This is a genomic window from Phenylobacterium zucineum HLK1, assembly GCF_000017265.1.
Classification (GTDB): domain Bacteria; phylum Pseudomonadota; class Alphaproteobacteria; order Caulobacterales; family Caulobacteraceae; genus Phenylobacterium; species Phenylobacterium zucineum.
On record NC_011144.1, the window covers coordinates 2,874,696 to 2,887,476 of the forward strand.

Annotated in this window: 9 protein-coding genes; 2 read left to right on the plus strand and 7 right to left on the minus strand. The window is 71.3% G+C overall.

Features of this window, described 5'->3' with window-relative positions; all coding sequences use genetic code 11:
- Positions 1-46: 46 nt before the first annotated feature.
- The gene (locus tag PHZ_RS13885; protein ID WP_012523054.1) at positions 47-1,000 is read left to right on the plus strand and encodes a helix-turn-helix domain-containing protein; all 954 of its coding nucleotides are present in this window, start codon (positions 47-49) and stop codon (positions 998-1,000) included.
- 139 nt (positions 1,001-1,139) lie between these two features.
- A complete protein-coding gene (locus PHZ_RS13890) occupies positions 1,140-1,583 on the plus strand; it encodes a helix-turn-helix domain-containing protein (RefSeq protein ID WP_049758258.1) in 444 nt (147 codons plus the stop codon).
- Positions 1,584-1,593: 10 nt separating this feature from the next.
- On the opposite strand, the gene PHZ_RS13895 is transcribed toward PHZ_RS13890, so the two are convergent.
- From PHZ_RS13895 to PHZ_RS13925, 7 genes are all read right to left on the minus strand, one after another.
- Positions 1,594-2,568, minus strand: a complete 975-nt coding sequence (locus tag PHZ_RS13895) for a glycosyltransferase family 2 protein (RefSeq protein ID WP_083770961.1) — start codon at positions 2,566-2,568, stop codon at positions 1,594-1,596.
- A gap of 213 nt (positions 2,569-2,781) precedes the next feature.
- Positions 2,782-4,329: a class I adenylate-forming enzyme family protein gene (locus PHZ_RS13900; RefSeq protein WP_012523057.1), complete on the minus strand. Its 1,548-nt coding sequence runs from the start codon at positions 4,327-4,329 to the stop codon at positions 2,782-2,784.
- A 68-nt stretch (positions 4,330-4,397) separates the two neighbouring features.
- Positions 4,398-5,651 carry a TetR/AcrR family transcriptional regulator gene (locus tag PHZ_RS13905; RefSeq protein WP_012523058.1) on the minus strand — a complete coding sequence of 418 codons (1,254 nt, stop codon included), beginning with the start codon at positions 5,649-5,651 and terminating at the stop codon, positions 4,398-4,400.
- An 80-nt stretch (positions 5,652-5,731) separates the two neighbouring features.
- Positions 5,732-7,333, minus strand: coding sequence for a fatty acid--CoA ligase (locus PHZ_RS13910; protein WP_012523059.1), 1,602 nt, complete (start codon positions 7,331-7,333; stop codon positions 5,732-5,734).
- Between the two features lie 45 nt (positions 7,334-7,378).
- Positions 7,379-8,812, minus strand: a complete 1,434-nt coding sequence (locus PHZ_RS13915; protein ID WP_012523060.1) for a spinster family MFS transporter — start codon at positions 8,810-8,812, stop codon at positions 7,379-7,381.
- A 2-nt stretch (positions 8,813-8,814) separates the two neighbouring features.
- Positions 8,815-10,089 (minus strand): serine hydrolase domain-containing protein, encoded by a 1,275-nt coding sequence (locus PHZ_RS13920; protein WP_012523061.1) that lies wholly within the window; start codon positions 10,087-10,089, stop codon positions 8,815-8,817.
- Positions 10,090-10,116: 27 nt separating this feature from the next.
- The gene (locus PHZ_RS13925; protein WP_012523062.1) at positions 10,117-12,738 is read right to left on the minus strand and encodes a TonB-dependent receptor plug domain-containing protein; all 2,622 of its coding nucleotides are present in this window, start codon (positions 12,736-12,738) and stop codon (positions 10,117-10,119) included.
- Positions 12,739-12,781 lie beyond the last annotated feature (43 nt).

The window sequence follows — 12,781 nt, forward strand, 5'->3', positions numbered from 1 at the left end:
TCCTCCAGGTTCGCCCCGCATCGGGCGCCACCTAGGGGACAAGCGCATGAACGGGCGTCTGCCGCCTTCCAGGATCCGCCTCGCCGGGCGGCTGGCCAACGGGTTCGCGCTCGACCTCGTGAAGCTCGGCGGCTGGGGGCGCGACGTCATCGACGGGCTGCTGCTGATGGCGATCAGCCAGGCCAACATCGCGCCCATCACCCGCAGCCCCGAGCTCCAGCTGGCCTACGCCACCCTGGATGCCCCGCCGCCCGACGAGCTGCGCCGGCCGGTCAGCGTCAACGCCGTGGCGACCTCGCTGCGGATCCCCTTCGAGACCGCGCGCCGGCGGATCGCCGCCCTGGCCGAGCTGGGCGTCCTGGAGACCTCCCGCAAGGGCGTGGTGCTGCCGCAGGCGCCGCTGAACTCGCCCTTCTACCGGGCGTTCGCGGAGGCCAACTGCGAGCTCGTCCGGCGGTACTACGAACGCCTCGATCGGCTGGGCTTCCTGACCGGCCTGAACCGTCCGGACACGAGCTTCACGCCCGGCAATCCGCCGCTCCGCCTGATCATGCGGCTGTCCTCGGACTACGCCCTGCGGCTGGCCGAACCGGTCAGCGCGTACATCGGCGACCTCGTCACCGGCATGATCCTGATGGATGTGATCCAGGCGAACACGGAGCACCTGCCCGACGACGAGGGCGGGGGCGACGATCTCTCTCCCCAGTCCTACCTCGCCGATGACGAGCGCCGGCCCGTGCGGCCGGCGACGCTCTCCGAGCGGCTCGGCGTGCCGCCGGAGACGGTGCGCCGGCACCTCAACCGCCTGGTGTCGGACGGGCGCTGCGTGGCCGGGGAGGACGGCTACGTCGTCCCCGCCCGGGTGCTGGCGGACGGGGGCTTCGTCGAGTTCATCCTCGACAACCAGACCCACATGCATCGGCTGTTCACGGGCCTCGCCGAGTTCGGCGTGCTGTCCTTCTGGGACGCGCCCCGCGCGGGCCTCCGCGGGGCGGCGTGATCAAAACAGGAACTCGACATATCCCCAAAATGAGTAGGCCCAAGCTTCCGTAGAAGTCGCGCTTACCGCAACCTGAGTGCGTACCTCGGGGGAGGTGTCCGAGCGCCGCGAGCCGGCGCTCAGAGGAGAAGTGAAGGGCATGACCAAGCCGTTGCAGAGAGACGTCATCGGCGCTCCGTTCGCGGCCGCCGAAGGGCTCGACGACCGTGGCGATGGCCCGCACCCGGTGGACCGCCACGTGGGTCTGCGGATCCGGATGCGCCGCAAGGAGATCGGGGTGAGCCAGGAGCGCCTGGCCGAGGCCCTCGGAATCACCTTCCAGCAGGTCCAGAAGTACGAGCGCGGCGCCAACCGCGTCAGCGCCTCCAAGCTCTGGGAGATCGCCCAGGCGCTGAAGACCGGCGTGACCTACTTCTACGAAGGGTTGAACGACCACGAGCTGGGCGACGCCGGCCGCAACGCCCAGGACTTCATGCTCACCGGCGAGGGCCTGGAGCTGATGTCGACCTTCCCGCGCATCGCCCAGCCGGCGCTGCGCCGCAAGCTGGTGGAGCTGGTCCGCGCCATGGCCGAAGAGGCCTGAGGAGGAGCGCTCAGGCCCGCTGTCCGCCGAGGCCCTGCCGAAGGATGTAGGGCGCGCTCGCCGCACGCATCGCCACCGCTGCGAGCGCCCCCAGCAGGCCGCCCGTCTGCTTGGCCTCGAGCACCTCGCGCAGGTCCACCTTCGCCGTCACGTGCCGGTGATGCCGGCGGGCCGCGGCGATTTCCGCCGCGCCCAGGCCGGGCAGGCCCGCCAAGCGTGCGCTCGCCCTCTGCAGCGCCTTCAGGTCGGCGATCGTGTGGTTGTGGCTCAGCGAGCCGGGGCGCTGCACAGAGACGTAGCCGCAGGCCTGCACCACCCTGAACCGCGCGCCCTTGGCCAGGGCCGTCGCGTAGAGGATGAAGTCCTCGCCCAGCCGCAGCGCCGGATCGTAGGCCAGCTCGGCGGCCTCCAGGAATCCGCGGCGGATCAGGGGCTTCAGGAAGCCGAACTCGCGCCGCGCCAGGCCGGGGCGGCTCACGTTGGCGTCCACAAAGGTCCGGAAATCCAGCACGAAGGGCAGGTCCAGTTGCTCGCCGATCAGCGGTTTCGGCGCCGCATCCTCCGCGCCCTCGGCGACGAGCAGCAGGTCGTCGGCGACCAGGTCGCAACCCTGCGCCTGCGCGAGCAGCCGGCCCAGGCGCCCCGGGTTCAGGAAGTCGTCGGCGTCCAGCGGACAGATCCAAGGCGAGCGGCTGAGCGACAGGGCCAGGTTGCGCGCCGCCGCCGGACCCGCCTGGGCCTGGGAGACTACCGTCAGCCGGCCCGAACCGTCGTCCGCGTCCCGCGCGCGCCGCGCCGTCTCGTCGGTGCTGCCGTCGTCCACGACCACGACCTCGGCCGCGTCGGGCTGGGCCAGCGCCGAAGCCACCGCACGCGCGATGGTGGCGGCCGCGTCCTTCGCCGCCACGATGACCGCAACGGAGCCGGCCCGCTCAGGCGCGCGCACCGGCCGCTCCCGGATGGAGGGTTCGCGTCGGTCGCACATGGCGACGGCCTTGTGGGCTGGTCCCCTGGATGCGCCGCAACGGAGCCCCCTGACGACGAGACGATGCGCGCCGCCGCCGCGTGGGGACAGGCTGCGCCGTCCCGACAAACGTAGCTTCGTCCGGCTTCGTTCCTGAACGCGCGCGCACGGTTTCGTCAGGCCGCCCCGCCAGGTCGTCCCGGCGCAGCGGGCGGCCCTGCGCGGCTCAGGCGGTCAGGCCTGGGCGGGCGCCCTGTAGCCGTCGCGCAGCTCGCGCTTCAGCACCTTGCCGATGTGGCTGCGCGGCAATCCCTCGACGATCTTCAGGTCGGCCAGGCGCTGGGTCTTGCCGAGCCGGCCGTTGACCCAGGCGCGCAGCTCCTCGGCGCTGACGCTCTGGCCGGGCCTCAGGGCCACGAAGGCGACGGGCGTCTCGCCCCAGGCGTCCGACGCCACGCCGACGACCGCCGCCTCCAGCACCGCGGGGTGCTGCACGATCTCGGCCTCCAAGTCGCTGGGATAGATGTTGAACCCGCCCGAGATGATCATGTCCTTCTTGCGGTCCATGAGGGTCAGGAAGCCGTCCTCGTCGAAGCGGCCCACGTCGCCGGTGCGGATGTAGCGCAGGCCCTCCGGGCTCCACCATTCGGCCTCCGAGGTCTTGCCCGGCTGGTTGTGGTAGCCGACCATCATCGCGCCCGAGCGGCCGACGACCTCGCCGATCTCGCCCTGCGCGACCTCCTTGCCGTCCTCGCCGATCAGCCGGATGTCGTGGCCCGGCAGCGGCTTGCCGACCGTGTGCAGCTTGTCGGGATGCTCGTGGCAGACGAGACCGCACGAGCCCCCGCCCTCGGTCATGCCGTAGTACTCGACCAGACCGCCGGGCCAGCGGCGCAGCACCTCGGCCTTCAGTTCGGCCGGGAACGGCGCCGAGGTCGAGAACTTCATCTGGAACGCCGACAGGTCGTACTTGTCGAAGTCGGGATGGGCCATCAGCCGCCGGTACTGCACCGGCACCAGCATGGCATGGGTCACCCGGTGCTTCTCCGAGAGCTTCAGGAACTGCTCCACGTCGAACTTCGGCAGCAGCACCACCGTGCCGCCGTTCGAGATCGTCGGCAGGAACGAGACCAGCGTGGTGTTCGAGTAGAGGGGCGTCGAGACGAGGCTGACCGCCTCCGGCGGATAGACCCCGCGGCGAATCTGCCCCCAGCGCATGCGGTGCGGCTGGACGATGCCCTTCGGCGCGCCCGTGGTGCCGGACGAGTAGATGATGTTGAAGCCTTGGTCGGGGTCGATCTCGTGAAGGACCGGCTTGGCCCCCTCGGGGACCAGCCATTCCTCGAAGGGCTGGCCGACGTCGGAGCCGTCCAGCGACACGCGCTTGGCGGTCACCTGGTCCAGCACGCCGGCCATGTGGTCGGCCACGCCCTTGTCGAGGAAGAAGACCTTGGCGCCCGAGTCCTCGAGCTGGACGATCAGGCTTTCGGGGGTGGACGAGGGGGCGAGCGGGGCCACGATCGCGCCCGCCCGCAGGACGCCGAAGAACGTCGCCCCGTACTCCACCGAGGTGCTGGCGCAGACGGCGGCAACGTCGGCCTTGCCCACGCCGTCCCGCTGCAGGGCCGCGGCGATGCGGTCCATGAGGGCGTCCAGCTCGGCGTAGGAGATCGTGCGCCGCGCGTCGATCAGCGCCGGCTTGTCCTGCAGCGCGGCCGCCTGGGCGCGGATCACGTCGGCGATGGTCCCGAACTCCTGGGACAGCAGCTCCTCGGCGGTCATCGAACACTCCCTTCCTGACTGGGTGCGGCTTAGCCCGCCGGGACGCCCCCGGTCAGCCGAAAAGTGGTTCAGGCGGCCGGCGGCGACAGCAGACCCTCGAACACCGGCCGGACGTAGTGGTCCACCACCGTCTCCGTCGTCAGCCCGGGCGCCCAGTCGTGCAGCTCGGCCGCCGCGTTGATCGCCGCCGTGAGGGTCTGGGCGGCGATGTTCACATCCACGGGCCGCAGCGAGCCGTCGGCGATCCCGTCGCAGATGATCGAGGCGAAGCGGAGCGTCAGCCGGTCGAAGCCTTCCAGCAGGCCCGCGCGCATGGCTTCGGGGACGGTGGTCAGCGCCGAGCTGCGCAGCAGGGGCGCGGCGCCGCCGATCTGCCGTCCGATCAGGGCCGCCGCCGCCCGGGCCAGCACCTCCAGGCTCGAGCCGCCCTCCGCCTCGGCCTCGCGGATCGCCCGCCACATGATGTCGAAGGTCCGCTGGAAGCAGGCGGCCACCAGTTCGTCCTTGGTCGTATTGTGGTGGTAGAAGGCGCCCTTGCTGACGTTGAGCCGAGCCGAAATCCGCTCGACCGAGGCGCCGTGGTAGCCCTCGGCGTTGATCAGCTCGGTGGCCGCCCGCAGGAAGAGCTCGGGCGAGGTGGAGCCAGGCTGGCCGTCGTGCGCCAGGGGGATGTCCCGCGGTTTCGGCCAGCGCGCGCCGGGCGGGGTGAGGCCGTGCAGCAGGATGTCCGAGGTGCGCGCGGCCGCCCGCGCATAGTCCGCCGGCTCGATCCGCCGCAGCCAGACCACCACCCACAGCATCTGGGAATTCAGCAGGTGCGCCCGGGCGTTGCGATGCGCGCGGGGCAGCCGGTCGCCCGGCTCGAACAGCCCGCGGATGTCGCGGAACATCCGCACATAGGCCTCGTTCACCGCCGCCGAGCCCAGGGCGCGGATGTCGTTGAAGACCGGGATCTCGTCGGCCTCGCCGGCGCCGACCCGCTGCTTGAAGTCGAAATAGGCGTGGACGAAGCCCTCGATCCGCTCGGCCTCGCTCGCTCCGGCGCCGCCCCGGGCGATCAGCGCCTCGTAGGCCTCGAGGCCCTTGAGGAAGGCCGCCGCCGCCAGCTCCTCCTTGTTCCTGAAGTAGTAGATGACCCCGGTGGGCACGAGATCCAGGCGGGCGGCCACCTCGCCCAGGGTCATGCCGCGCACGCCCTTGCGGTTCAGCTCGGCGATGGCCGAGCGGACGATGGCGTGGCGGCGGGCCTCGAAGCGCCGGGTCGGCCCGCGCGTCGGCGCGTCGCCTTCGTCAGCGGACGGGTCGTCGGCCGAAGTCCCCATGCGCTGTTCTTACCGGAATCCGAGCCCCCGCGCACGCGCCGGACGCTGGCGGCCCGGGACGGCGCGGCGATCTTCCACCCTCAGTTCACCCGCCGTTCCCGGCCGGCCCAGTAAGGCTCGCGCAGTTCGCGCCGGAGGATCTTGCCCGAGGCGTTGCGGGGGATGGCCTCGACCACCTCCACGGACTTCGGGACCTTGAAGCCGGCGATGCGGGTGCGGGCGAAGGCGATGATCTCCTGGGGATCGATCGTCATCCCGGGCTTGGGGACCACCACGGCCTTGACCGCCTCGCCCCACTTTTCGTCGGGCACCCCGATCACCGCCACTTCGGACACCGCCGGGTGGCCGTAGATCGCGCTCTCCACCTCGGCCGGATAGATGTTCTCCGCGCCCGAGATGATCATGTCCTTCACCCGGTCGTGGATGTAGAGGTAGCCGTCCTCGTCGAGGTAGCCGGCGTCGCCGGTCCGGAGCCAGCCGTCGGCGTCGATGGTGTTCGCCGTCGCCTCGCGCTGCTTCCAGTACCCGGCCATGTTGGCGACCGAGCGGGTCGCCACCTCCCCCACCTGGCCCAGCGGCAGGGTCCGGCCCTCAGCGTCGATCACCTTGATCTCCACGCCCGGCATCGGCACGCCCGCCGCCCGCATCCGCGGATTGCCGGCCGGATCGTGATCCTCGGGCGGCAGGTAGACGATGGTGCCGCAGGTCTCGGTCATGCCGTACTGCTGGACGAAGCCGCAGCCGAACACCTCCATGCACTCGCGCAGCAGGTCCAGCGGGATCGGCGAGGCGCCGTAGAGGATGTACTTCAGGCGGCTGAAGTCGACGCTCCTCGCCCGCGGCTGGCGCACCACGATCTGCAGCGCCGCGGGCACCATGAACATCTTCGAGACCCGGTCGTGCTCGATGAAGTCCAGCACCTTCATCGGGTCGAACTCGCGCGCGACGACGCCCTTGGCGCCGTTCATCAGGCCGACGAGGCCCCAGCCGGTCCCGCCGATGTGGGCCACCGGCATGGCCACGAGGCTGATGTCGTCGGGGCCCCAGGTGTTCCAGTCCATCTTGGCCTCGGCGGCGGTGCGCCGGCCCCCCAGGATGTTCTCGTGGGTCAGCATCACGCCCTTGGGCCGCCCCGTGGTTCCCGAGGTGTAGAGCTGCACGGCCACGTCGTGCGGCGTGACGGGAACGGCCGGATCGGTGTCGGGCGCGGCGTCGCGCCAGGTCTCGTAGAGGCGCTCGCCGCCGCCGGGCTCCATGGCGATCACCTGCGGGCGCCGTTCCAGCAGCGCGGCGACCTCGGCCGTGTGGCCCATGACCTCCGGCCCGACGAAGACGATCGGCGCCTCGCTGTCCTGGACGATGTAGGCCACCTCGGGCGGCGCGAGGCGCCAGCCGATCGGGGTCATGACCACGCCCGCCTTGGCGGCGCCGACCAGCAGCTCGAAGTAGTGGTCGCTGTTCTTGCCGACGTAGGCGATCCGCTGCCCCTTCCTGAGGCCGGCTGCGGCCAGGGCGTTGGCGACGCGGTTCGTCAGCCGGTCGAACTGGCCGAAGGTCGTGGCCCGTCCCTCGAACTCCAGCGCGACGGCGTCCGGCCGCACCCGCGCCTGGTAGCGGGCGACGTCGCCCAGGGTGGTCATCTGCTCGAAATCGTTCTCGGGGGGGAGCTCTGCGCGTTCCATCCCCCGAGTTGACCTACCCGCCGTCACGTCAGGCAAGCGGCGCGGTTACACGCTGGCGCGCGCCGCGGCGATGTCCCTTGGCAGGGTGATGGCGGCGAGCAGATAGTGCACGCCCGCCCAGGCGTAGATCAGGCTCGTGCCCAGTACCCCGCTGCGGGTCCCCGCCGCCATGGCCGCCCGGCACGCCGCGTCGAGGGCCACCGGGCCGCCCTCCGCCCCGATCCCGCCCGGACAGGCCTTCGTGAACGCGCCCGCGCCGCCCGCGCCCGCCCAGGACAGCTGAGCGAAGGTGTCGATCAGCCAGCCGGTGAAGGGCGGGCCGAAGCCCAGGGCGATGAGGTTCAGCACGAAGAACAGCACCGCGACCGCGGTGGCCCGCATCCGCACGTCCATGGCGTTCTGCACCACCCCGAACGATGGGCCGATGTAGGTGTAGTGCAGCACGCCGGCCACCAGCCAGAAGGCCACGCCCACCTGCCAGGCGTCGCGGCTGAAGGCGTACAGGTAGAGGGGCGTGGCCAGCAGCAGCCCGATCGCCGGGATCAGGGCGGACCACCGCGCGCTCCGCTTGCCGGCCCAGTCGGTGAGGAAGCCGCCCGCCAGCGTGCCGGCGGCGTTGGCGACGCCCGCCACCAGCCCGACCACGAGCCCCGTGGTCGCCAGGTCCATGCCGAACTGCCGGATGAGGTACGGCGGCACGTAGGCGCCCGCGCCATAGCCGGCGAAGCTCGCCATGGTCACCCCGGCGGCCATGTGGAACATGCCCCACGAGCCGAACAGCCGCCTGGCCACCGCAAGGATGGAGGGCGTCGGCTCGGCCGCGGCGGCGGGCGCGGCCGTCTCGCCCGCCAGCTGCCGGTCGGCCCAGCCCCTGGGCGGCTCTTTCACGAACAGCTTGATCGCGATGGCCACGGCGATGCCCGGCAGGCCCACCAGCATGAACGCCGCCTGCCAGCTCACGTTCTGGGCGATCCAGCCGCCCGCCACCGCTCCGAACATCGTGCCGAGCGGGATGCCGAAGGCGTAGATCGACAGGGCCGACGCCCGCTTCCGGGGCTCGAAGTAGTCGCTGATCAGGCTGTGGGCCGGCGGCGACAGCCCCGCCTCGCCCACGCCCACGCCGACCCGGTAGAGCAGCAGCTGGAGGAAGGACGTGGCCGTCCCGCAGAGCGCCGTGAAGCCCGACCAGATCACGATCGAGATCGCGATGATGTTCACGCGGCTCCTGCGCTCGGCCAGCCGCGCGATGGGGATGCCGAGCGTGGTGTAGAGCAGCGCGAACGACAGCCCGCCTAGCCAGCCGAGCTGCTGGTCGGTGAGCTTCAGGTCCTCCTTGATCGCCTGGCCGATCGTCGAGATGATCGTCCGGTCGATGAAGTTGAAGGTGTAGGCCGCCACCAGCAGCCACAGCACCGCCGTCCTGTAGCTCGGCGAATAGGCGGGCGCGGGCGGGGCCGCTCCATCGGCGACGGTGGCCATCGTCATCCCTCCCCCGGGTCGGACTGGGCCTGCAGGGCCGCGTAGACGCCTTGCTGATAGATCGGCAGGGCGCGGCGGCCGGCGGCGCCCCGCCCGGTGGCGACCGCCGCGCCCGATCCGGCGGACACCGGCACCTGGTGCTGGATCAGATAGATCATGACGAGGTCGTTGACCGGGTCGGCCTGCCACCAGGTGCCGAAGATCCCCGGCCAGGTCATCGAGCCGGGCGCCCCGCAGGCGTAGGGATTGCCCGCTCCCCGCTCCGCGAGCGAGAGGCCCAGGCCGAAGCCGTTCGTCCGCCAGAGCGGCATGCCCGCGAAGGGGACCTGACGCTGGGGCTCGGTGAGCCGGTTGGTGCGCATCAGCGCCACCGTCTCGGGCCGCAGCAGGCGTACCCCGTCGAGGGCGCCGCCGCCCAGCAGCATGCGCGCGAACCGGTGGTAATCGGGCGCCGAGGAGATCAGCCCACCACCGCCCGGCGTGTAGGCCGGCGGCGTGTCGTACATCTCGGGCTCCACCTTCGTGAGCCGGCCCGCCGCCTCGTCGTAGGTGTAGAGGCTGGCCAGCCGGCCTCGCCGATCGCGCGGGAGCCAGAAGTCCGTGTCGACCATGCCCAGCGGCGAGAAGATCCGCTCGCGCAGGACCTGGCGAAGGGGCTTGCCTTCGACCCGGCCGATCAGGAAACCGAGCACGTCGGTGGAGTGGCCGTAGTGAAAGCGCTCCCCGGGCTGGTGGGCCAGCGGGAGCGTCCCCAGCGCCGCCAGCCACTCGTCCGGCGTGGAGCGGTTCATGGCCGGATCGCCCAGCGCCTGCTCGTACGCCGCCTTGAGCGGCCCTTCCGAGAAGAACGCGTAGGCGATGCCGGAACGGTGGGTCAGCAGGTCCTCGATCGTGATCGGCCGGCGCGCGGGCGTCGTATCGTCGAGCGGGCCGGCCGGGTTCCGCAGCACGAGGGGCTCGGCCAGCTCGGGGACCCAGCGCGAGATCGGGTCCCCCAGCGAGAGCCGCCCCTCTTCCATCAGCATCAGGGCCGCCACCGAGGTGATCGGCTTGGTCATCGAGGCGATCCGGAACAGCGTGTCCGGCCGCATGGGCGCGCCGGTCTCGAGATCGCGCCACCCGAGGGTCTCGGCGTGCACGATCTCGCCGCCCCGCGAGGCGAGGGTGACGACGCCCGCCAGCTCTTTGCTGTCGACGAAGGCCTGGAGGGCCGGGCCGACGGCGGCGAGCCTTGCGGGGTCGAAGCCGGGCGCCCGGCGAAGGACAGAACTCGTCATACTGGGGCGCTTCGGCCGGTGCCTGGATCAGAAGGTCTTGCGCAGGTTCACCGCCACGAAGCGGCCGATCGGGTTGTAGCCGCCGCCAATGCCGTCCGTGGCCGGGAAGAACGGCGGCTCCTCGTCGAAGACGTCGTTGACCTGCAGCGCCAGCTCGGTCCCCTGCGTCCAGCCGGCGTCCGGCAGCGTCCAGTTCAGACGCAGGTCGACGGTGGTGTAGGACTTGGCCTCGTACTGGCTCAAGCCGGTCGGCGTGGCGTAGGTGTTGGTCACGCCGTCGCGGTAGTTCACGAAGCCCACGACGCTCACCGGACCCGCCGTGGCCCCGAGGGTCGTGCGGACGGTCGCGCGCGGAACGCCCAGCCGCAGCGAGTTCGACACCGGCGCGGTCGGCGAGAGCCGGGTGTCGTACTTCAGGATGTAGTTGCCGGCGACGCCCCCGAACACGGCGCCGAAGTCGGTCGCGCGCCGGTAGTTCACGTCGAAATCCAGGCCGTTCGTCTTACGCACGCCGAAGTTGCCGCGGCGCAGGTCCAGCAGGTTGCCGACCGTCGGCAGCGGCGTGGGCAGGTTCACCGGTACGGCGATCGCCAGCAGGCCGCTCAGCTGGGCGGCGGTCGGGTCCCGGTACACGACCGAGGAGAACGTGGGGTCCGTGAAGACCATCGCCGTGGGCGGCGTGCCGATCACGTCGGTGAAGTCGATGCTGTAGAACGTCACGCCGGCGCGGAGCTCGGGCAGGAACGTCGGGCGCCAGTCGACCCCCAGGGAGTAGGTCTCGGCCTTCTCCGGCTGCAGGTCCTTGTTGCCGCCGAGCAGATAGACCGTGTTGACCTGGGCGGAGCCACGGGTCGGATCGCGGGCCGCGACGCCGGCGGTGACAGCGTCCAGGTAGTAGGCGCCGACGGTCGCGCCGACGTCGCGCAGGCCGGGCGCCCGGAACGAGCGGCCGTACGTGCCGCGGATCGTGACGCCCTCCACCGGGTCCCAGTTGACGCCGACCTTCGGATTGGTCGTCGAGCCGAAGTCGCTGTAGTGGTCGTACCGGCCCGACAGCGACAGCGACAGGCGATGGATGAGGGGTGCTGAATTGGCGTCGCCCACCACCGGCACGAAGAGTTCGCCGTAGACCGACTTGATGTCGCGGCCCAGGTTCTCCGGAACCGGGGTCACGCCGACGAATCCGCGCTGTTGGAAGGTCTCCTTCCGGTATTCCACGCCGGCGGCGATCTTCAGCTCGCCCGCGGGCAGGTCGAAGAGCGGCCCGTCGATCTTGGCCGCCGCCACCTTGGTGCGCTGCTTGATCGTGACGCTGGTCGAGTAGTCGGTGATCGCCTGGACCACCGTCGGGGCGGTCCCCTCCCCGAACGGATCCAGCGCCGTCGAGGGGCTGGTCCCGGCCGCGGCCTGGGCGAGCGCCACCGGATTGATCATCGGCTGGAACGCGACGTGCCGGGACCAGTCGTAGGTTCCGTAGAGGCTCAGGTTGAAGTCGCGCGGCAGCAGCACGTCGGCGCCCGCCGACGAGTTGCCGGCCTTCACATGGTAGGTCTGGTCGAAGTGGTCCGCGCCGACCAGGTTGTCCGGCCGGAAGAAGACCGTCCCCGCCGTCGCCGCGCTGCCGGCCGGGGCCCGGAAGAACGGGTTCGCGGCGGTCAGCGTCACCGTCTGGCCCGGGATCGCGGCCTGCACCGCGTCCTTACGGTCCGAGTACAGCAGGTCGCCCCATAGGGTGACCCGCTCGCCCACGTCCTGCCGGGCGGTGACGAAGGCGCTGTGCAGGCGCGAGGCCGGGACCAGGTCCACCGGCGCCCCCACGTCGCAATAGTTGGTGGTGTTCGGCGTCAGGGTCGGCGCCGCATGGACCACGCCGCCGACGACCAGGTTCGGCGAGGGGCAGCTGGTCCCCCGGGTATCGACGCCCCCGAACGGGCGGAAATCCACGATCCGGTAGTCGCGGTCGGCGCCGGTGACGTTCCCGTTCTCGGAGTACTGGTAGGCGGCCAGAATCGAGCCGTCGCCCCATTCGCCAGCCCAGTCACGGCCCGCCAGGCCGCTGACGCTGAAGCTCTCGTAGTCCTCGGCCACGCCGTAGCGGGCCGACATCTCGACGCCGGAGTAGCGCTTGCGGGTGATGAAGTTCACGACCCCGGCGATCGCGTCCGAGCCGTAGATGGAAGAGGCGCCGTCGGCGACGATCTCCACCCGCTCGATGGCCAGGTCCGGCACGAACGGGAAGTCGGGGTTCGTCTCGTTGGCCCCGCCGGCGACCAGCCGGTGGCCGTTCAGGAGCGGCAGGGTGGCCGACGCCGGCAGGCTGCGCAGGCCCGGCGCGAACGAGCCGGCCCCGGCGTTGGCGGCGCGCGGCGCGGTGTTGAAGCTGTTGAGCTGCGGGACGCTGGCGAGCAGCTCGGGCGCGGTCGCCGCGCCGACGGCCTTGATGTCCTCCCGCGTCACCCCGATGAGGTTCGACCCCGTGGGCGGCACGCCGCGGATGCTGGTTCCCGTGACGACGATTTCGTCGACGGTGGCCTCGCCGGCGGCGGACGCGCCAGAGGTCTGTGCAAGCGCAGGACCCGCCGCCAGCATGGCGACCAACGACGCTCCGGTCAGCGCGATCTGCTTCGTCGCACGCCAAGTCACGGCCATCGAACCCTCCCCTGATTTGTAGCTTTCCCCAGCCGGTACCTCG